Source organism: Sphaerotilus sp. (genome assembly GCF_034519685.1).
Lineage (GTDB): Bacteria > Pseudomonadota > Gammaproteobacteria > Burkholderiales > Burkholderiaceae_C > Sphaerotilus.
In genome coordinates this window covers 991,517-1,012,092 of the sequence record NZ_JAXHOF010000003.1, presented here as the reverse complement: position 1 = coordinate 1,012,092, position 20,576 = coordinate 991,517, and the positions used below count along the sequence as shown (strand labels likewise).

The window sequence follows — 20,576 nt, the reverse complement described above, 5'->3', positions numbered from 1 at the left end:
CGTCCGATCATCGCGCTCCAACGGCTGGACCACCTGCCGACCCGAGTTTGATGGAGACGCCGACACATGCGAGTGACTGCCTATGACCAGGGACTGGAGCGCAACCGCGCCAACCACGTCGCCCTGAGCCCGCTGAGTTTTCTGGAACGCGTGGCGCACATCTATCCGCACCGGATCGCCGTCATCCATGGCGCGCTGCGCCAGACCTGGGCCCAGACCTACACCCGCTGCCGCCAGCTCGCCAGTGCCTTGCAGCGCCGCGGCGTGCAGGTCGGTGACACGGTGGCCGCGATGCTGCCGAACACGCCGGCGATGTATGAGTGCCATTTCGGCGTACCGATGTCGGGCGCCGTGCTGAACACGCTCAACACCCGGCTCGACCCCGAGGCGATCGCCTTCCAGCTCGACCACGGCGAAGCCAAGGTGCTGTTCACCGACCGCGAGTTCTCGTCCACGATCAAGCGGGCGCTGGCGCTGATGACCGGCCCGAAACCGCTGGTGATCGACGTGGCGGACGCCGAATACGACGCGGGCGTGTTCCTCGGCGAGAAGGAATACGACGACTTCCTGGCCGAAGGCGACGCCGCATTCGCCTGGTCGCTGCCCGGCGACGAGTGGGACGCCATCGCGCTGAACTACACCAGCGGCACGACCGGCAACCCCAAGGGCGTCGTCACGCACCACCGCGGCGCCTACCTGAACGCCACCTCCAATGTCGTCACCTGGGCCATGCCGCGCCACGCGGTCTACCTGTGGACGCTGCCGATGTTCCACTGCAACGGCTGGTGCTTCCCCTGGACGATGGCGCTGCAGGCTGGCACCAGCGTCTGCCTGCGCCGGGTCGATCCGACGCTGATCTTCCCGCTGATCCGCGAGCACCACGTCACCCACCTGTGCGGCGCGCCGATCGTCTACGGCCTGCTCATCAATGCGTCCGAGTCGCTGCGCGCCGGCATCGAGCACACCGTGAACGGCCTGATCGCCGGGGCCGCGCCGCCGGCTGCGATCATCGAAGGCTGCGAGCGCATCGGCTTCGACATCACCCACGTCTACGGCCTGACCGAGGTCTACGGCCCGGCGGCGGTCTGCGCCAAGCAGGAAGAGTGGGCCAGCCTGCCGATCGGCGAGCGCGCCCGGCTGAACGCCCGCCAAGGTGTCACGCACTCGATGCAGGAAGCGATTGCCGTGCTCGACCCCGAGACGCTGCAGCCCGTGCCGGCTGACGGCCAGACGATGGGCGAGATCTTCTTCCGCGGCAACGTGGTGATGAAGGGCTACCTGAAGAACCCGGACGCCACGGCAGAAGCCTTCCGCGGCGGCTGGTTCCACACCGGCGATCTGGCCGTGATAGACCCGGACGGCTACGTCAAGATCAAGGACCGCAGCAAGGACATCATCATCTCCGGCGGCGAGAACATCTCCAGCGTCGAGGTCGAGGAAGTCCTGTACCGCCACCCGGCCGTGCTGGTCGCCGCCGTCGTCGCGGCGCCGGATGCGAAGTGGGGCGAGGTGCCGTGTGCCTTCCTGGAGGTGCGCGAGGGCTCGGACGTGACCGAGGCCGACATCATCGAACACTGCCGCCTCGGCATGGCGCGCTTCAAGGTGCCCAAGCGCGTGGTCTTCGGTGTGCTGCCCAAGACGTCCACCGGCAAGATCCAGAAGTTCATGCTGCGCCAGCAGATGCAATCGGCTTCGGCCATCGGTTGAGGGACGTACGCATGTCAACCACTCCCGCCAAGTCCGCCAAGTCGGATTTCATCCTCCAGACCGTCGGTCTGACCAAGGAATTCAAGGGCTTCGCCGCCGTGCAGGACGTGAACCTGAACGTGCAGCGTGGCCACATCCACGCGCTGATCGGCCCCAACGGCGCCGGCAAGACGACGGTCTTCAACCTGCTGACCAAGTTCCTGCAGCCCACGCGCGGCACCATCACCTTCAACGGCATCGACATCTCCCGCGAGGAGCCGGCGCAGATCGCCCGGCGCGGCGTGATCCGCTCGTTCCAGATCTCGGCGACCTTCCCGCACCTGACGGTGCTGGAGAACGTGCGCGTGGCATTGCAGCGCAAGGTGGGCAACTCCTTCCATTTCTGGAAGTCCGAGAGCACGCTGAATTCGCTCAACGACCGGGCGGTCGAGCTGCTGGAGTCGGTGGACCTGGGCGAGTACGTCAACACCGTCACCGCCGAGATGCCCTACGGCCGCAAGCGTGCGCTGGAAATTGCCACCACGCTGGCGCTGGACCCGGAGCTGATGCTGCTGGACGAGCCGACGCAGGGCATGGGCCACGAGGACGTGGACCGTGTTGCCGAGCTGATCCGCAAGGTCTCCAAGAGCCGCACCATCCTGATGGTCGAGCACAACCTGTCGGTGGTCGAGACGCTGTGCGACCGCATCACCGTGCTGCAGCGCGGGCAGATCCTGGCGGAAGGGCCGTATGCGGTCGTGTCCAAGGATCCCCGCGTTCTCGAAGCCTACGTCGGAGTCGAAGCATGACGGCCATTCCCTCGGGCGCCAGCGCCTTCAAGCCCGGCGGCGAGCTGCTGCGCATCACCGACCTGCACGCCTTCTACGGCGAGTCGCACATCCTGCACGGCATCGACCTGACCGTGAACAAGGGCGAACTCGTCACGCTGCTCGGCCGCAACGGCGCTGGGCGCAGCACGACGATGAAGTCCATCCTCGGACTGGTCGGCCGCCGCACCGGCCAGATCATGTTCAACGGCACCGACATCACCGCGATGGCGCCGCACCGCATCGCGCGGCTCGGCATCGGTTTCTGCCCGGAAGAGCGGGGCATCTTCTCCGGCCTGACCACCGAGGAGAACCTGATGCTGCCGCCGCAGGTGGCCTCGGGCGGCATGACGCTGGACGAGATCTACACGCTGTTCCCCAACCTGCACGAGCGCCGCCACAGCCCCGGCATGCGGCTGTCGGGCGGCGAGCAGCAGATGCTGGCGATGGCCCGCATCCTGCGCACTGGCGCCAAGCTGCTGCTGCTCGACGAGATCACCGAAGGGCTGGCCCCGGTGATCGTCAAGAAGCTCGGCGAGGTGCTGCGCCTGCTCAAGACCCGCGGCTACACGATCCTGCTGATCGAGCAGAACTTCCGCTTCGCCGCGCCGCTGGCCGACCGCCACATCGTGCTGGAGCACGGCGCCATCGTCGCGACCGTGACCAAGGACGAGCTGTCCTCCAAGACCGAGATGCTGCACCAGATGCTCGGCGTCTGACCCCGAAACACCACGATCCCCTTCAGGAGACATCCCATGACACTCAAGTTCAAGCCCGTTTTCCAAGCGGTTGCCCTCGCCCTCGCCACCATCGGCGCAGCCTCTGCCCAGGTGTCCGACGGCACCGTCAAGATCGGCGTGTTGACCGACCTGTCCGGCGTCTATTCCGACGTGGCCGGCAAGGGCACGGTGGTCGCCACCCAGATGGCCATCGACGACTTCAACGCCAAGGAAAAGCCTTCCTTCAAGATCGAGATCGTCTCGGCTGACCACCAGAACAAGGGCGACATCGCCGCCAACAAGGCCCGCGAGTGGTTCGAGCAAGGCAAGGTCGACACCGTCTCCGAGCTGGTGACGACCTCAGTCGCGCTGGCCGTGCAGAAGATCGCCAAGGAAAAGAACCGCATCGCGCTGATCTCGGGCGCCGCCTCGACCCGCGTCACCAACGAAGATTGCAACGACGTCACCGTCCACTGGACCTATGACACCTACGCGGTCGCCAACGGCACCGCCAAGGCCGTCACCAAGTCGGGTGGCAAGAAGTGGTTCTTCCTGACCGCCGACTACGCCTTCGGCCATTCGCTGGAAAAGGACGCGGGCGACGTGGTCAAGGCCAACGGCGGTGAAGTCGTCGGCACCGTGCGCCATCCGTTCCCCGGCTCGGACTTCTCGTCCTTCCTGCTGAAGGCACAGTCCTCGGGCGCGCAGATCATTGGTCTCGCCAACGCCGGCGGCGACACGATCAACTCGATCAAGCAGGCCGCTGAATTTGGCATCACCCCGAAGCAGCAGCTCGCCGGGCTGCTGATGTTCATCACCGACGTGCATTCGCTCGGCCTGAAGACCACGCAGTCGATGTACCTGACGGAAGGGTTCTACTGGAACCTGAACGACGAGACCCGCGCCTGGTCCAAGCGCTTCTTCGACCTGCACAAGCGCATGCCGACGATGGTTCAGGCCGGTCAGTACTCCTCCGTCATGCACTACCTGAAGGCCGTCAAGGCCGCGGGCACCGACGACACCACCAAGGTCATGGCCCAGATGAAGAAGACGCCCGTCAACGACTTCTTCGCCAAGAACGGCACCATCCGCGCCGACGGCCGCATGGTCCACGACATGTACCTGCTGCAGGTGAAGAAGCCGGCCGAGTCCACCACGCCCTGGGACTACTACCACGTGCGCGCCACCATCCCGGCGGCCGAGGCCTTCCAGCCGCTGTCGGCGTCGAAGTGCCCGCTGGTCGCCAAGAAGTAACAGAACCCACGCGCAAGCGGCCCGCCCCGCCCCGTCATTCCCGCGCCAGCGGGAACCCACGCCCGCCACTGCCGGCCGCTGTCTGCTGTCTGCGTGGGTGCCCGCTTGCGCGGGCATGACGGGTGGGGCCGGGGACGGCATTCCTTTCTTCCATCACCACGGAAAGTCGTCATGGAAATCTTCGGTATTTCGTCCCAGGCACTGTTCGGCCAGTTGCTGCTCGGGCTCATCAATGGCTCGTTCTACGCCGTGCTGAGCCTGGGCCTGGCCGTCATCTTCGGCCTGCTCAACATCATCAATTTCTCGCACGGCGCGCTGTACATGGTCGGGGCGTTCGTCGCCTGGCTCGGGCTGGAGCACTTCGGCCTGAACTACTGGGCGGCGCTGATCGTCTCGCCGCTGGTCGTCGGCGCGCTGGGCATCGTCATCGAGCGGCTGCTGCTCAAGCACCTCTACAAGCTCGACCACCTCTACGGCCTGCTGCTGACCTTCGGGCTGGCGCTGATCGGCGAGGGCGTGTTCCGCAACCTCTACGGCAGCTCGGGCCAGAGCTACCCGGTGCCGGAGATCCTGCAGGGCGGCGTGGACCTCGGCTTCATGTTCATGCCGCTGTACCGGGGCTGGGTCGTGGTCGCTGCCTTGAGCGTCTGCGCCATCACCTGGTACCTGATCGAGCGCACCCGGCTCGGCGCCACGCTGCGCGCGGCCACCGAGCGGCCGCAGCTGGTGCAGGCGCTGGGCATCAACGTGCCGGTGCTGGTGACCATGACCTATGGCGCGGGGGTGGCGCTGGCGGCGTTTGCCGGCGTGCTGGCCGCGCCGGTGGTGCAGGTCAATCCGCTGATGGGCTCGAACCTCATCATCGTCGTCTTCGCCGTGGTGGTGATCGGCGGCATGGGCTCGATCCTCGGCTCCATCGTCACCGGGCTGGGCCTGGGCATCGTCGAGGGTCTGACCAAGGTGGTCTACCCCGAGGCCTCGGCGGTGGTGATCTTCGTGATCATGGTCGTGGTGCTGCTGCTGCGCCCGGCGGGTCTGTTCGGCAAGCAGGCGTGATGCACACGTCCGCCTTCAAGGAATCCATTCGATGAAACCCGTCGTTGCCACCACCAACTCCCGCGCTGGCCTGATGTTCGGCCTGCTGCTGGTCGCCGGTCTGGTCGCGCCCTTCATGGCGTACCCGACCTTCCTGATGAAGCTGCTGTGCTTCGCGCTGTTCGCCAGCGCCTTCAACCTGCTGCTGGGCTTTGCCGGGCTGCTGTCGTTCGGCCACGCGGCCTTCTTCGGCGGTGCGGCCTATGTCTGCGCCTGGCTGGTGAAGGAAGCGGGCTGGTCGCCGGAGCTGGGGCTGATCGCCGGCACGCTGGTCGGGGGCGGCCTGGGCGCGCTCTTCGGCTGGGTGGCGATCCGCCGCGCCGGCATCTACTTCGCGATGATCACGCTGGCGCTGGCGCAGCTGGTGTTCTTCCTGGCGCTGCAGCTGCCCTTCACCGGCGGCGAGGACGGGCTGCAGGGCGTGCCACGCGGCAAGCTCTTCGGCGTCATCGACCTCAGCGACAACACCGCGATGTACTACTTCGTCTTCGCCGTGTTCTTCGCCGGCTTCGCGCTGATCTACCGCACGGTGCATTCGCCCTTCGGGCAGGTGCTCAAGGCCATCCGCGAAAACGAGCCGCGCGCCGTCTCGCTGGGCTACCAGGTCGAGCGCTACAAGCTGGTGGCGTTTGTCATCTCGGCCGCGATGACCGGGCTGGCCGGTTCGATGAAGGCACTGGTGTTCCAGCTGGCCTCGCTCACCGATGTGCACTGGCACATGTCCGGCGAGGTCGTGCTGATGACCCTGCTCGGCGGGCTCGGCACCATCCTCGGCCCCGGCGTCGGCGCGGCGGTGATCGTGGCGCTGGAGAACGAACTCGCGGACAAGGTCGGCTCCTGGGTCACGGTCATCATGGGCGGCATCTTCGTGCTCTGCGTGCTGGCCTTCCGGCGCGGCATCGTCGGCGAACTCAAGGCGCTGCGGGCGCGGATCAACTGACACCGGACGCAGGACACCCACCATGAACGACCTCAACGGCTACGACGTCGAAGACCTCTCGGTCGGCATGACGGCCACCTTCTCCAAGACCATCACCGAAGCCGACATCGTGCTGTTCGCCGGCGTCTCCGGCGACGGAAACGCGGTCCACACCAACGAGGAATTCGCGCAGGGCACGGTCTTCAAGGGCCGCATCGCCCACGGCTTCCTCACCGCCAGCGTGATCTCGGCGGCGGTCGCCAACAAGCTGCCCGGCCCCGGCGCGGTCTACCTCGACCAGCGCATGAGCTTCAAGGCCCCGGTGCGTCCCGGCGACACGGTGCATGCGACCGTGCGGGTGAAGGAGGTCATGCCCGAGCGCGGGCGGGTGCTGCTGGAGACGACCTGCACGGTGCGCGGCACGGTGGTGATCGATGGGGAGGCGCTCATCAAGGTGGGGTCGAGCGCGAAGCGGCAGCAACGTGCCCCGGCCGTCACTGCGTCACTCTGACGGCCAGATCCTGCAAGCGGATGCGGGCCCTGCGCAGGCTGGGTGAGCTGTCGGCTGCCCGTGCAGGCTCCCAGTGGTCCTGCACCCACTGCACCAGACGGGCGTTGTACCCAATGCCTTGGCTGGCCATGGCGCCACTCTGCTGGACCAGATCGGCGCGCACGTCTCGGCTGGCATGGCGGGCAGCAAGCTGCAACAAGGTCGCCTTCGGATCCGGCAACGCATCGGGCTCGACGGGGAGCCTGCCTCGCTCGCCCAACAGTACGCGCATGGCTGGCTGGTCCGCCAGCAGCCATGCTTCCACTTCTCTGACGGCGATCCGCAGCAGCAAGTCGTCTGGCAGCACCAGCGTCCCGCGCCACTGCCTCAGCAGTTCGACCGGACAGGCGACCCGGTCCAGGTCCGTGAGCAACAGGATCGGCTGGAATCTGGCCAATTCACACCAGTTGGACATGCGCGAGCGCAGGTAGCCGAAGCCGTTGCGACGCAGCGTCTGGGAGACCTCCAGTGCCGGTTGCACTTCGGCGACGAGCCGCCGCGCCACCGCCTCGCTCAACTCGTCTTCGGTCGCAATCGCAATCCCGACCATCAGAACAGTCCCAGTTGATCCACGGAAGTCGGTCGGGTCTTCGGGAGCACGATCTCGGCCACTGAAAAGCCCTGTCTGATCATGCGGCTCTCGTCTTCATCCAGCGTGCGTGCCCGGGATCCGTCGGGACTGCTCTGGAGCAAGATCACGCCACGACCGTCGATGCCCGGATTGCTCAGCAGCGCTTCACTGTGCGTGCTGACGACAATCTGTCCGCGCACTTTCTTGTCACGCTGCAAACGGCTCAGCATCAACGGGATCTGTTTGACGATGGCGTCGTTCAGGGAAATCTCGGGTTCCTCCAGCAGCAGCAAGGCATGGCTTTCCATGAGGGACCACAGCAGACCTAGCAAGCGCAAGGTGCCATCCGAGAACTGTTCTTCTGACTGCCAACCAGCGTTGGGCCGGTGGTGCGCGTACAGGGCTTCGAGATGGGGGTGCCCCATGTCGTCCTTCTTGAAACGCAGTTCCTTGAACTGAGGGACGGCCATTGCCAGCGCCTTGTTGATCTTGGCCAGCCGGGCGGTACGGGTGCGTTCGTTTGTCTTGGCCAGCCGTTCGAGGAAACCCTGTCCGAACGGGTCGTCCTCCAGTCGCTGGCTACCCATCTTGTCGGAGAACTTCAGGAGTTGCGGGACGAGATGCAGATAGACCGTGGAACCAAAAAAATCCGCCAGATCGCGAAACTCGGCATTGGCGCCTATCTGCTCCAGACGTGTCTGCGTCAGCAGCATGGTGTCACGGCGGTCAGATTTGTCGGGGCGGCTGAACAGACGCGTTTCCCCCTGCCAGACCTCTTCGCTGGAAATCAGGATGCGCTGTGCGCCCTTGCCTTCGGGCTTGAAGCCGAGAACGTAGCGCCACTGCCGGGGGGCGTCGGGCGATACCCCCAGTTCGACGTCGATCAGAACCTCGTTGTCGTTGCGCGCATGCAGGCAGCGCAGCTTGCTGATGCCGCCTCGGTCTTCCACGGCGGTCTGCAACCCTCCACCCTTGGTCTTCCCGATGTCTCGCAGAAAGCGAAACACATCCAGCAGATTGGACTTCCCCGAGGCATTGGGACCGAGCAGGTACGTGACCTCCCGCAGCGGAATGTCCAAGGTCCGGAAGTTGCGCCAGTTCTTCAGCCTCAGGCGGGTGATCTGCATCTCGTTTTGCCGTTTGATCAGGGGAGGGGGGCGTGCGCCGGGTGACGCCGATTTTCAACGAGTTCAGGTGCGGTTTGGTGCATTCACAGCCGGCCTGCTGGCAGTTCAATGGTGAACCTGGCGCCCAGGTCTTCGTCTGCCTCCCGGTTCATCGCATGCAGCTCGCCGCCATACCGCTCCAGCAACCCCCGGCTGATCCACAACCCGAGCCCGTTCCCGTCACGTTTGGTCGTGAAGAACGGCTGGAACAGCGCCGCCCGCGTCGCCTCGTCCAGCCCCGGCCCGGTGTCGATCACGTCGATGCAGACCGCGCCGCCGTCGTCGTTGTCCGCCACCCGAATCGCCAGCGTCAGCACCCGCTCCCGGCCGTCCGCCCCGCCGGCCATCGCCTGCACGGCGTTCACCATCAGGTTGATGAGCACCTGCTGCAGCTCCTGCCGGTTGATCGCCACCGTCGGCGCGCAGCCCGCCGCACAGCGGTTGTCCAGCCGCACCCGCTCGCGCTCCAGCAGGTGGCGCACCAGCACCAGGCTGTCCTGCACCACCTCGGCCGCGTCCAGCCGCTCGACATAGCCGGCGTATTCGTTCGGCCGCGCGTACTGCAGCAGCTGCGTGACGATCAGCCGCATGCGCTCGACCTGCGCGTCGATCAGGCGGATCTCGTCCTGCACCGGCGTGGCGTGCGCGCCCAGCGTCAGGCGCATCAGGTCGAGGTTGCCCTGGATCACCGCGATCGGGTTGTTGATCTCGTGGGCGATGCTGGCGGTGAGCTGGCCGATGGCGGCGAGCTTCTCGCTGCGCACGAGCTGCTGCTGCGCGGCCTGCAGCTCGGCGGTGCGCTCGGCGACCTTGTGGTCCAGCGCGTCGCCCCAGTGCTGCAGCGCGCGGGTCTTGTCGTCCACCGTGTCGAGCAGGTGGTCCAGCGTCGTCGCCAGCCGGCCGATCTCGTCGGGCGGCGTGACCGGGCCGACACGGGCGGTGGCCTCGCCGGATTCGACGCGGCGCATCGTCTCGGTCATGCGCTCCAGCGGCCGGAAGATGCGCCCCGCCGCCCGCAGCGACCACCACGCCGCCAGCAGCATCACCGCGAAGAACACCACCCCAATGCCGGCCAGCACGGCGTATTTCGCCGTGACGAACGGCCGCTCCAGAAACCCGACGTAGAGCATCCCGACCCGCCGCCCGCCCACGTCCGCCAGCGGCAGGTAGCCCGAGACATACCAGTCCTTGACCACGAACGCCCGCCCCAGCCAGGTATCGCCGCGCCCGAGCACCGCCTCGCGCACGACCGCCGACACGCGGGTGCCGATCGCCCGCTCCGCCGCCGGGTCGCCGAACAGCCGCACGTTGGTGCTGACGCGCACATCGTCGAGGAAGAGCGTGGCGGTGCCCTGGCTGCCGAAGGCGAGCGAGCCGGCGGGGTAGACGATCTCGTTGATGTGGTCGATGAAACCGAGGTTGCGGTTGAGCAGCACGCCGCCGCGCAGCCAGCCGAGCGTCTGGCCCGCCGCGCCGGTGACGCGGGCGTGGGCGACGAGCACGAGGCCGCGGTCTTCGGTGGTGCGGTCGGTGGGGGCAGCGCCGTCGGTGGCGACCAGCGTGATGCGGGACTGCTCGGACAGCCCCGGCGCCAGCGCATCCAGCTCCGCCGCGGGCAGCACGGCGACCGAGGTGCTGTTGTCGGCGACCCCGGCCGCGTCCGGGGGGAGCAGTTGCAGGAAGTCCAGCCCGCGTTCGTGCCGCACCTGGGTCAGCAGGCCGTCGAGTGCGGCGGCCCGTTCCGGCGCCGGGATGGCCAGCGCGCGTTGCAGCCGGTACGACTCGGCCACCGCCTGCGTGCCGCCACCGACCTCGGCCAGCACACGGTCGAAGTAGCCCTGCGCGACGGCGAGGTCACTGCGGATCTTGCCGATCAGCAGTCCGTCGATCGCCGTGTCGCCCCACAGCAGCAGGATCAGCCCCAGCAGCGGCAGCACGCCCAGCAGCGGCACCAGCGTGAGGGCCAGCAGGCGGTGGCGGATCGACTGGACCATCGTGGTGTCAGCCCGCGCTGGCCCACTCCGCGACCCGCCGCTCCAGCGTGCGCCGCGAGATGCCGAGCAGCTCGGCGGCGCGGCCCTTGTCGCCGTCCACCGAGGCGAGCACGCTCAGGATGTGCTGCTTCTCCAGCGTGTGGAGGTCGGTCGTGGCCGGGGGGCGGGCGGCGGCCCCGCCACCGCGCGTCGGCGGGGCCGGCTCGACCGGCTCGGGCGCCTGGTACAGCGCGGTGACATTGAGCTTGCCGAGGATCAGCGAGCGCTCGACGAAGTTGCGCAGCTCGCGCACGTTGCCCGGCCAGTCGTATTGGCGCAGGTAGGCGAGGTCTTCCTCGCTCAGGGCCAGCGGCGCGGCGCCGAGCTGCGGCGCCAGCAGCTGCACGAAATGCGCGAACAGCAGCCCGAGGTCGTGCTTGTGCTCGCGCAGCGGGGGCAGGGTGATCTCCACCACCTGCAGCCGGTAGTACAGATCCTTGCGGAAGCGGCCGGCCGCGACCTCCTGCGACAGGTCGCGTGTGCTGGCGGCGACGATGCGCACGTCCACCGGGCTCTTCTGCTGGCTGCCCATCGGCCGCACCTGGCGCTCCTCCAGCACGCGCAGCAGGCTGGCCTGCACCGACAGCGGCAGCTCGGCCACCTCGTCGAGGAAGAGCGTGCCGCCCTGCGCGTAGTGGAACAGGCCGTCGCGGGCCTGCGCCGCGCCGGGGAAGGCGCCCGGCGCGTGGCCGAACAGCTCGCTCTCCAGCAGCTCCGGCGACAGGCCGCTGCAGTGCATGTGGACCAGCGGACCGGCCGCGCGCGCGCTGCGGTCGTGGACCATCTGGGCGGCGAGTTCCTTGCCGGTGCCCGATTCCCCCAGCAGCAGCACGGGGCTGTTCACCTGCGCCACCCGCCCGAGCGCGTCGCCCAGGCGGCGCATCGCCAGCGAATGGCCGACCAGCGGCAGCTCGGCCGGCGGCTGTGGCTGCAGCGACTGCAGCGAGCGGCGCAGCAGGTAGTTCTCGCGCGTCAGACGCGAGCGCTCCATGCCTTGCTGCACGGCGTTGAGGATCTGCGCCAGCCGGAACGGCTTGAGGATGAAGTCCGACGCGCCGGCCCGCAGCGCCTCGATTGCCACGTCCAGGTCGGCAAACGCCGTGATGAGCACCACCTCGCCGCCGTAGCCTTGCTCCCGCAGCTCGCGCAGCCAGACCAGCCCGCTCTTGCCGGGCAGCGTGATGTCGAGGATGACGAGGTCGTAGCGGTGGGCGCCGACGAGGGTCTGGCCGTCCTCGGCGCTGCCAGCGGCGTGGACCTGACCGAAGCGCGGGGCAAGCGCCTTTTCGAGGAAGTTGCGCATGCCGGGTTCGTCGTCGACGATCAGCGCGGCGCCGTGGGGCCAATGGGTGTCGTGCATGGGGGTCTCGGTGTCGCGGGCGACTGTAGCAGCGGCCCGCGGCGCGGGTATTCGTGGAAACTTGCACTCCGTGTCCCCCATTTGTCACCGGCCGAGGCCCCCATGACCGTCATCCCCGACCTGCTCGATCAGCTCATCCGCCTGGACGCCTGCGCCGCCGTGCCGCGTGTCAAGGCGCTGCACCTGCCGCCGCCGCACGCCGTGGCCGCCTCGCGCATCGCCGGGCGCGGCGAGTTCTGCGCGCTGGAACTGGCGGACGGCACGCTCGGTCTGGCCTATGTGCTGCTCGACGACCACAGCGACGCGCTGCGCGAAGGGCAGGGGCTGGACGGGCTGGTCGGCGCGTCGGCGCTGGACACCGCGCGTGGGCTGCTCGGGCCGCAGGGCGTGAACCGCGTGCTCGGCTGGGCGGCGGTCAACGCGATGACACGCTGGCTGTACGACCGCGCCGGCTACGTGCCGCCCGAGAGCCGCGACTCCTTCGGCCAGTTGCCGATCGTGCCCGGCGAGCGCATCGGCATGGTCGGTTTCTTCACGCCGCTGATCGACCGCGTGCTGGCGGCGGGCGCGCGGCTGACGGTGGTGGAGCTGCGCACGGACCTGCAGGACGCCCGGCCCGGCCTGCGCCTGACGAACGACCCGGCGGAACTCGACGGCTGCACCAAGGTGCTCTGCACGAGCACGGTCCTCCTCAACGACACGCTGGAGGCGACGCTGGCCCACTGCCGCGACGCCCGCTGGTTCGCGATGGTCGGGCCGAGCGCGGGCTGCTTGCCGGACGCGCTGTTCGCTCGCGGCGTGACGATGGTGGGCGGCACCTGGGTGACGGATCCGGCGGCGTGCCTGTCGGCGCTGATGGCCGGCCAGGCGCTCAAGGGCGGGACGCGCAAGTTCGCGGTCGAGCGGGCCGGGTGGGTGGGGGTGGACGTATTGCTGGCACGCCTGTGACACACGCTGCCACGCTGCCCACCCGTGCGGCCCGGGCGCTGTCCATCCTCGGCCACCCCGCGCTGCTGATGCCCGGCGCAGTGGTCTGGGCGTCGATCGCCCGGAACGCGCCACCGTCCGTGCTGTTCACCGCGGCGGGTGCCTCGGTGTTCGTGGCGCTCTGCGTCGGTGTCTACAGCGTGGTGCAGGTCCGCGCCGGGCGCTGGGGCCATGTGGATGCGTCCGTTCCCCGCGAGCGCGGCCAGCTCAACCTGTTCCTGGCGCTGCTGCTCTTCGGCACCGCGGGCGCGTTGTGGTGGAGCGGCCAGCCCCGGCCCGTGTTCCTGGGGCTGGCGCTGGGCGGTGGACTCGTGGTGGTCGGGCACCTGCTGCGCCGCTGGCTCAAGGTGTCGCTGCACGCCGGCTTCGCCGTGTTCGCCGCGGGCTTGTCGTGGCCGGGGCCGGTGGCCCTCGGGTTGCTGGCGCTGGCGGTCGGGGTGTGCTGGTCCCGGCTGGTGCTGCGTCGGCACACGCTGGCGGAAGTCGTGGTCGGGTTTGTGGCGGGGGGCATGGCGGGCTTCGGGTTCCATCTCTGCGCAGCCTGACGCCCTGCCGCTAAGGTGGTCGCTCATGCAGCATTTCAGGAGCCTCCCACCATGTCCGACCAACGCCTCGCCGGCCAGCGCGTGCTGATCACCCAGGCCGATGTGTTCATGGGCCCGGTCCTGTGCGATGTGTTCGCCCGGCACGGCGCCACCGTGATCGCCAGCACCGACCCGCTCGTCCACCCCGACGCCCCGGCCGCCGCCGTGGCCGCCGCCGGGTCGATCGACATCCTGCTGGTCAACCTCGGGGTGCCGGCGCCGACGACACCCGCCGCGGACGTGACCGACGCGGAGTGGCGCGACACCTTCGCCGCGCTCGTGGACCCGCTGCCGCGGCTGTTCCGCGCGGTGCTGCCCGCGATGACCGCGCGGCGCAGCGGCCGGATCCTCGTCATGGGCAGCGCCTCGGCCTTGCGCGGCATGAAACGCGCCTCGACCTACAGCGCTGCCCGCGGCGCGCAGCTCGCCTATGTGCAGGCGGTCGGCGTGGAGGTGGCGCCCCATAACGTCCAGGTCAATGCCATCGCGCAGAACTTCGTGGACAACCCGACCTACTTCCCGCCCGAGGTGCAGGCGAATCCCCGCTTCCAGGAGCGCCTGAAGCGCGAGGTGCCGCTGGGGCGGCTGGTCGGCGCGGAGGAGGACGCCGAGTTCGCCGCCTACCTGTGCAGCGAGCCCGCGGCGTGTTTTGTCGGGCAGGTGTTCCCGGTGTGCGGCGGCTGGGTGATGCGCTGACAGGCGGGCGCCGCTGCCCCGACACAGGGAATGAGGGGGCTCCGCCCGGCGCTTGCCCATCCAATCCGGAAATGCCCGGCGTAACCGGAAAAATCGCCACGGCCACCGACCGAATGAACGGTTGTTGCCCCTGACCTGGCTCTGCATCCTGCGCTTCCGAAACGTGAACCATGACCGTGTCCATTCGCACGGTTGCCCGCAGTGGGCGTTCACGGGAGGCACGAGGAGCGGTGTTGAACACAATCGGATGGCTAGGAGCAGCCGGCAGTCTGCTGGTGCTGATGGCGTGTGGTGGCGGGGGGGACTTGCTCGGGGAGTCGGGTGGGGCCGGCAGTGCGGGGCCGGCGGTGCAGATCCGCGGCGTGGTGGCGCGGGGCGGGGCACTGGTCGAGGCCAAGGTGACGGCGCGCTGTGCGGCCGGCCCCGCGGTGTCGGCCATCAGCGGGTCCAGCGGTGCCTATGCGATGGAAGTGGGTGAGGACGCCTTGCCCTGCGTACTGGAAGCCGTGTCCGCAGACGGGGCCTGGCGCCTGCATTCGGTCGTTCCCGCACCGGAAGAGGCCTCGCCGAGTGCCGCCGCCAGACCCAGGACAGCGCACATCACCCCGTTGACGGAGCTGCTGGTGGCACAACTGGCCGGCGTAGCGCCGTCCAGTTTCATGGTCAAGGCGAGCACCCGTGCCCTGGGCGCCACCATCACGCCGACCAACATCACCCAGGCCCACGGGGCCGTCGGCCGCGTACTGCAGTTGATGGGGGTCAATCCGGCGCCGATCACCGATGTGCTCGCCCAGCCGCTGGTGGCAGCCTCGGCTGTCCAGCGGGGCAATGCCCACGACAAGGTGCTGGCCGCGCTGGCGGCTGCCATGGAAGGGGCTGGCGCCAAGATGTCCGATCTGGTCGGCCTGGTGACGAGCCGTGCCAGGACGCTCGACCAAACCAGCCGTGCGAGCGCAGCGCAACGGTCGGGGTGAGCGGCCGGGGTGAAGTCCAGAACAAGGGCGGGACTCCGCTGCTTTTGCAGGCACAGCGAGATCCGCCCAGCGGCGACAGTCAGGGACCGTTCCCTCACTCTGGATCTCGCCATGCCCCAACTCCGACTGCTGTCCGCTTCCATCCTCCTCGCCCTTGGCCTGACCGCTTGCGGCGGTGGTGGCGATGCCCCCACGTCCACGCCCGATGCCGGCACGCCCGGTACCTCCGCCAGTGCGGTGAGCGGTGTGCTGGTCGATGACCTGATCGTCGGTGCCACGATCTTCTGCGATGGCAACGAAAACGGTGCCCTCGACGCTGGCGAGTCCAGCGCGACCACCGACGACGACGGCAAATACCTCTTCGACAAGGCCTGCTTCGCGCCGATCGTCACCGTCGCCGGAACCGGCTATGACAAGAGCACCATGAAGATCCCGAAGGGCCAGTACCGCGCGCTGGCGGGCAGCCAGGTGGTGTCGCCGTTCACGACCATGCGCGCCGTCAGCGGGCTGAGCGACGCCGAATTCAAGGCCGTGCTGACCAAGCTGGGCCTGGACGGCGTCGACGTCGCGACCTTCAACCCGGTGACCGATACCGCCCGCGCCACGACGGCCGCCGCCCTGGCCAAGATCCTCAACGACATCTCCGAGATCGTGGCCGGCGCCGGTGGCGATGCGACTGCCGCCTTCAAGGCCGCGACCATCGCCATGGCGACGCACGCGAAGAACAGCACCGGCCCCGCCTTTGCCAATGCCACGGACCTCGGCAACCTGGTCAGCGCCGCCGCCGAGGCGGGCTTGCGCGAGGGCAACAAGAAGAGCGACGGAACCCCGGTCTGGACCGACAAGGAACTGGGCAATGCCAAGTCGCTGGCCTCCGCCGCGATCACCACGCTGGCCGGCAGCATCAAGCAGCGCACCTCGCTGAAGGATGCGTTCAATGACCTGGGCAACAGCTCGGCCGTGCACCTGGTCGGCGACACCGATCTGAACGACGACAACAAGGTCGCCGAGAGCCGCACGAAGGCCGGCGATGCCACCGAGCTGACCAAGGCGCAGTACGTCTCTGTCGTGGACGACTCCGTGACCATTGCGCCGATGGAGGGCAAGAGCGCGTCCTACACGCTGACCCAGTTCGCCAGCGCTTCGGGTGTGGACCTGTCCGGTCAGACGCTGTCGACCCTCAGCCATGTGACGCTACCGCTGTCGAGCACCACGATGGCGCTGCCGCGCGCGGGCGGCGTGGTGGCGCTGGCGCTGGAGATCCGCAACACCGTCACTGGTGGCGTGATGCAAGGGGCCATCGACAAGGTCAAGCTGACCCGCGGCGAGAACGGTGCGGTCAGCGCGACCATCCTGGAGAACTCGAAGCTGCACCTGTTCATGAAGACCGCGTCGGACATCCAGTTCGGCACCGGCACCCAGCCGCTCGAAGGCGTCGGCACGCCGCTGCTGACCAACGGCGCCGACGGCCTGGGCATCGACCTGCAGAAACTCGCCAGCGGCATGCGCAAGCATTTCCCGGACAACACCTCGCTCATCAACAAGGTGCTGGAAGAGACCGGTACCTTCGAGATCAAGGTCGTCGTGGCCGACATGGACTTCCGCTACGCCGATGGCACGCGACTGGCCGCCGGCAAGGTGTCCGTCCAGGTGCCGGGCAACCTGGGTGTGGCCCGGGCCGTGCAGGGTGTCGCCGTGTCTGGCTTCGTGAAGTTCTGATCGCGTGGCGCCGCGCCTCGCCTGGCAAGCGCTTGCCGCTGCCGCCATGGCTGTCGGCGGCGGTGGCTTCGCCGGTCTGGCCGGTGCCGCTCCGCTGGATGCCCTGCTGGACCTGCAGGACGATCCGCAAGGCCCGACCCGCTGGACGGTCGAGGCCACAGGCGACGTGACCCAGCCGCTGTTCGATGCCACGGGCATCGAGCGGCGTGCCGGGCAGGCCGACACCCTGCGCGTGCAGGGTGCCGCAGGGCCGTGGTCGTTTGCACTGGGCGGCCACCAGCGGGCGCTGCACGACAAGCTCAACGACTACCGCGTGCAGAGCTGGCACGGGGCGGTCCAGTTCGAGCCAGGACAGGCCTCCGCGGCCGATGCCTGGCGCTGGGGTGTGCGGCTCGGGGTCTGGGGCAACCAGGCCGATCATCTGCGCCAGAGCACCAACCGCTCGCTCAAGGTCAGCGGCCTCAAGGCGCGGCTCGTCGAGATGGAGCTGGTGCGTCCCCGCGACCTGCAGTGGCAGCTGGACTGGATCGGTCGGTTCACCCCGCCGGATGCGCGCTGGCACGTCAGCGGCTTTGCGGGCGCTGGCGCCAGTGCCATCAGCCGCTCGGTCGTGAGCGGCAAGGCGACCATCTCAGGGTGCACCTACCAGCTGCAGTTCGGCGACGAGCGGCTCAACGCACTGCCGATGGCGGACTGTCCCAAAGGGCTGATCGTCAGCGTGCCCAATCGCCTGCTGGCGGTCGACGCGCTGGACGAGACCCGCTACCGGGCGGTCTACGGCCACGCCGGTGCGGCCGTGCACTGGCGCGCTGCTCCCTGGCGGCTGGCGCTGGGGGCTGAACTGCAGCAATGGCAGCGCGACGGAGGTGCTCCCGAGCGCCAGACCCGCAATGCGCTGCTGGTCAGCGAGGCGGTCCACACCGTCCATCCGGGACTGGCCGTGGTGCTGCGCGGGCAATACATGCACCGCCAGATGCTGGGCGAAGTGCCGATGCTCTACAACGCCCGTTCCACCAGCAGCACCCGCCGGGTCGTGTCGGTGTCCCTGGGCCTGCGGGCGCAGTTCTGACCTGAGCAGCCTCAGCGGCGTGTACGCTGGATGGCGGCGAGCAGCGCATCAGCCCGGAACGGCTTGTGCAGCACCTGCAGCCCGCGTGCCGCCATCAGGGCAATGTCTTCCGGCGCCGTGTCGCCCGTGATCACCAGCGTCGGCACCGGTCCGCCGTAGCGCTGCACGGCCTCGATCACCTCGATGCCCGTGGCGCCCCGCAGGCGGTGGTCGGTGATGAGCAGGTCGATGCCGACATGGCCCCGCGGCCGGGCCGCCAGGCTGCGCCGCAGCGGTGTCAGGCCCTCGTGGGTGTCGACGACCGCGCCCCATGCCTCCAGCCGTGCCCGCAGGGCAGCCCGCACGGCGGGTTCGTCTTCCACCACCGTCAGGCGCAGCCCCTTCAGCGGTTGCGGGTCGCTCGGCATGCTGGCCAGGGGCGGCTGGCGTGGCTGCGCACGCGGGACGAGGACCGAGAAGCAGCTGCCGTGGTCCTGCCGCGAGCGCAGGTGCAGGCGGTGGCCGAGCAAGGCCGCGCTGCGTTGCACGATCGACAGCCCCAGACCCAGCCCGCGGCTGCCATCACCGCCGTGGCTGGTGCGGCGCGCCACCGGGCGTTCGCCGTGCGCGTCCGCGAGTTGCACGAACTCCTCGAACACCGCGCGCTGGTGGGTGGCCGGGATGCCGTGGCCCGTGTCCCAGACCTCGATGCGCAGATCCGGTCCGCGGTGCCGCGCAGCCACCAGCACGCCACCGCTGTCCGTGTAGCGCACCGCATTGCTGACCAGATTGCGCAGGATCTGCTCCAGCATCACCGGGTCGGACAGCACCGATTCGCCGGTCGGGCGGAAACGCAGCACGATCCCCTTGCGCCGCGCCGTCTCTCCGTCGTGGCTGGCGATGGCGTCGAACAAGGGTTGCAGGGCCACGGGTTGCAGGCGCGGGCGCACGGTGCCGGCCTCCAGGCGCGAGAGGTCCAGCAGCCCCTTCAGCAGGTCTTCCATCGAGGACACGGCTTCGTTCACCCGGTCGGTCATCGGCCGCAGCGCCAGGGGCACCTGCTCGCGCATCAGGTCGATCAGCAGCCCGATCGTCACGACCGGCTGGCGCAGGTCATGGCTGGCGGCGGTGAGAAAGCGGGTCTTGGCCAGATTGGCCTGCTGCAAGGCTTCGGTGCGCTCGACGACGCGGCGCTCCAGGTCGGCGTTGAGCTGCTCCACCTGGTGCAGCGCCCCGACCAGCCGCTTGATCATCACGCCGCCCACGATGGCCAGCGAGACCGGCAGCGCATAGGGCAGCCAGTAGGCGTCCATCACGGACGTCATGCCGCGCCAGTAGAGGTAGTCGTGCAGCGCAGCCAGCGTCGAGCCCAGCACAGCCGCCACCAGTGCCGTGCGCAGCGGCAGGCGCAGCCGGCGGGTCTGCTGCCACAGGGGCAGCAGCGACAGCACCATGCCGGTGAACAGCATGGGATAGCTGCCGGCGCGGACCTTGTCGAGCGAATCCGTCAACCCGCCCCAGGCCGCCAGTGCCAGCAGCACGGCGGTGCCGACCTGCAGGATCCCGTAGGCGATCGACTCCCGCTGTCCGGACAGCACCATCGCGCTCCGGCAGAGCAGCGCCCCGGACACCACCTGCAGCGCGAAGTACACCGCCACCACCTGCGTGGAGGCGGTGTTCTCCATGTTGTAGTGCGCGATGTTGCACACCGCGATCAGCAGCCACATGGCGGCGAAGCTGCCCAGCAGGCGCTCGCCCGGTCGCCTCCACCAGATCAGCAGCAGGAACACCGCCAGCGCCACGCCCGCGACGTTCAGCCAGATGGGCAGCATCACCGACAGGCGCAACCGCGTCAGGTGGCCGCTGGCCATCGTGTCGGCGGGCCCGACCAGCACGGTCGACAGCCCGCCGCGGCTGTTGTGGGCCACCGAGATCTCCAGGTGGTTCACGCCGACGCGCAGCAGGTGCGGCGGCACGCTGATCCACTGGGTGATCGGGTGACCGCCTGCCGTGACGGGATGGATCCGGCCCAGCGCCGCGCCGCTCACGAGCCAGCCGTTCAGACGCACTTCGTGCACATCGCTGAGCCGTGCCATGCACAGCGCCCACATCGTGGTGGGCGCTGTGTCGAGCAGGATCCGACCCTGGTAGTGGCCGATGCCGGCATCGTCCAGACCGCGGGCAGTCCAGGTGTCGGGCAGGGGCACGGTCGACGGTGCCGAGCGCAGATCCCTGGTGAACAGTGCTTCCCGCAACTCGATGGCGGCAGCGCCCGGTGCCGGGTTCGCGCGGGCTGCGCAGGCAGCGGGCAGGGCGAGCAGCCCGGCCAGCGCGAACAGGCGCAGGACAGCGGCAAGGAATCGGACGGTAGCGGCGTTCATTGGCGGA

18 protein-coding genes are annotated in these 20,576 nt (G+C 68.7%); 13 read left to right on the top strand and 5 right to left on the bottom strand.

The annotated features are described in order from the left end of the window. Nucleotides 1-66 precede the first annotated feature (66 nt). The 7 genes from U5O44_RS08365 (at nucleotide 67) to U5O44_RS08335 (ending at nucleotide 7,011) form a co-directional block, all read left to right on the top strand. Entirely contained in the window at nucleotides 67-1,707 is a 1,641-nt protein-coding gene (locus tag U5O44_RS08365) for an acyl-CoA synthetase (RefSeq protein WP_322587972.1), read from the top strand. A gap of 11 nt (nucleotides 1,708-1,718) precedes the next feature. Continuing rightward, nucleotides 1,719-2,495, top strand: a complete 777-nt coding sequence (locus U5O44_RS08360; RefSeq protein WP_322587971.1) for an ABC transporter ATP-binding protein — start codon at nucleotides 1,719-1,721, stop codon at nucleotides 2,493-2,495. Further along, complete coding sequence (locus U5O44_RS08355; protein WP_322587970.1) at nucleotides 2,492-3,232, top strand: ABC transporter ATP-binding protein; 741 nt, start codon at nucleotides 2,492-2,494, stop codon at nucleotides 3,230-3,232. The genes U5O44_RS08360 and U5O44_RS08355 overlap by 4 nt, the downstream gene beginning before the upstream one ends. A 36-nt stretch (nucleotides 3,233-3,268) precedes the next feature. Continuing rightward, nucleotides 3,269-4,486: an ABC transporter substrate-binding protein gene (locus U5O44_RS08350; protein WP_322587969.1), complete on the top strand. Its 1,218-nt coding sequence runs from the start codon at nucleotides 3,269-3,271 to the stop codon at nucleotides 4,484-4,486. A 171-nt stretch (nucleotides 4,487-4,657) separates the two neighbouring features. Further along, complete coding sequence (locus U5O44_RS08345) at nucleotides 4,658-5,542, top strand: branched-chain amino acid ABC transporter permease (protein WP_322587968.1); 885 nt, start codon at nucleotides 4,658-4,660, stop codon at nucleotides 5,540-5,542. A 31-nt stretch (nucleotides 5,543-5,573) separates the two neighbouring features. After that, complete coding sequence (locus U5O44_RS08340) at nucleotides 5,574-6,521, top strand: branched-chain amino acid ABC transporter permease (RefSeq protein WP_416222143.1); 948 nt, start codon at nucleotides 5,574-5,576, stop codon at nucleotides 6,519-6,521. A gap of 22 nt (nucleotides 6,522-6,543) precedes the next feature. After that, nucleotides 6,544-7,011 carry a MaoC family dehydratase gene (locus U5O44_RS08335; protein WP_322587967.1) on the top strand — a complete coding sequence of 156 codons (468 nt, stop codon included), beginning with the start codon at nucleotides 6,544-6,546 and terminating at the stop codon, nucleotides 7,009-7,011. Here U5O44_RS08335 and U5O44_RS08330 read toward each other — a convergent pair. From U5O44_RS08330 to U5O44_RS08315, 4 genes are all read right to left on the bottom strand, one after another. Next, a complete protein-coding gene (locus U5O44_RS08330; RefSeq protein ID WP_322587966.1) occupies nucleotides 6,995-7,600 on the bottom strand; it encodes a hypothetical protein in 606 nt (201 codons plus the stop codon). The two genes, U5O44_RS08335 and U5O44_RS08330, sit on opposite strands and share 17 nt — an antisense overlap. Then, nucleotides 7,600-8,748 carry an AAA family ATPase gene (locus U5O44_RS08325; protein ID WP_322587965.1) on the bottom strand — a complete coding sequence of 383 codons (1,149 nt, stop codon included), beginning with the start codon at nucleotides 8,746-8,748 and terminating at the stop codon, nucleotides 7,600-7,602. The genes U5O44_RS08330 and U5O44_RS08325 overlap by 1 nt, the downstream gene beginning before the upstream one ends. A gap of 83 nt (nucleotides 8,749-8,831) precedes the next feature. After that, nucleotides 8,832-10,781, bottom strand: coding sequence for a sensor histidine kinase (locus U5O44_RS08320; RefSeq protein WP_322587964.1), 1,950 nt, complete (start codon nucleotides 10,779-10,781; stop codon nucleotides 8,832-8,834). A 7-nt stretch (nucleotides 10,782-10,788) separates the two neighbouring features. Next, a complete protein-coding gene (locus tag U5O44_RS08315; RefSeq protein ID WP_322587963.1) occupies nucleotides 10,789-12,180 on the bottom strand; it encodes a sigma-54-dependent transcriptional regulator in 1,392 nt (463 codons plus the stop codon). Nucleotides 12,181-12,282: 102 nt separating this feature from the next. Here U5O44_RS08315 and U5O44_RS08310 point away from each other — a divergent pair, with 102 nt between their 5' ends. From U5O44_RS08310 to U5O44_RS08285, 6 genes are all read left to right on the top strand, one after another. After that, nucleotides 12,283-13,128, top strand: coding sequence for a Rossmann-like domain-containing protein (locus U5O44_RS08310; protein WP_322587962.1), 846 nt, complete (start codon nucleotides 12,283-12,285; stop codon nucleotides 13,126-13,128). Continuing rightward, a complete protein-coding gene (locus U5O44_RS08305) occupies nucleotides 13,125-13,712 on the top strand; it encodes a phosphatase PAP2 family protein (protein WP_322587961.1) in 588 nt (195 codons plus the stop codon). Before U5O44_RS08310 ends, U5O44_RS08305 begins: the two co-directional genes overlap by 4 nt. Before the next feature lie 51 nt (nucleotides 13,713-13,763). Further along, entirely contained in the window at nucleotides 13,764-14,447 is a 684-nt protein-coding gene (locus U5O44_RS08300; RefSeq protein ID WP_322587960.1) for an SDR family oxidoreductase, read from the top strand. A 233-nt stretch (nucleotides 14,448-14,680) separates the two neighbouring features. After that, nucleotides 14,681-15,421: a hypothetical protein gene (locus U5O44_RS08295; protein ID WP_322587959.1), complete on the top strand. Its 741-nt coding sequence runs from the start codon at nucleotides 14,681-14,683 to the stop codon at nucleotides 15,419-15,421. Nucleotides 15,422-15,532: 111 nt separating this feature from the next. Next, nucleotides 15,533-17,140, top strand: a complete 1,608-nt coding sequence (locus U5O44_RS08290) for a hypothetical protein (protein WP_322587958.1) — start codon at nucleotides 15,533-15,535, stop codon at nucleotides 17,138-17,140. A gap of 4 nt (nucleotides 17,141-17,144) precedes the next feature. After that, a complete protein-coding gene (locus U5O44_RS08285) occupies nucleotides 17,145-18,209 on the top strand; it encodes a hypothetical protein (protein WP_322587957.1) in 1,065 nt (354 codons plus the stop codon). An 11-nt stretch (nucleotides 18,210-18,220) separates the two neighbouring features. Here the strand turns inward: U5O44_RS08285 and U5O44_RS08280 are convergent, their stop codons facing one another. Continuing rightward, on the bottom strand, nucleotides 18,221-20,569 hold the full coding sequence (locus tag U5O44_RS08280; RefSeq protein WP_322587956.1) for an ATP-binding response regulator: 2,349 nt from the start codon (nucleotides 20,567-20,569) through the stop codon (nucleotides 18,221-18,223). Nucleotides 20,570-20,576 lie beyond the last annotated feature (7 nt).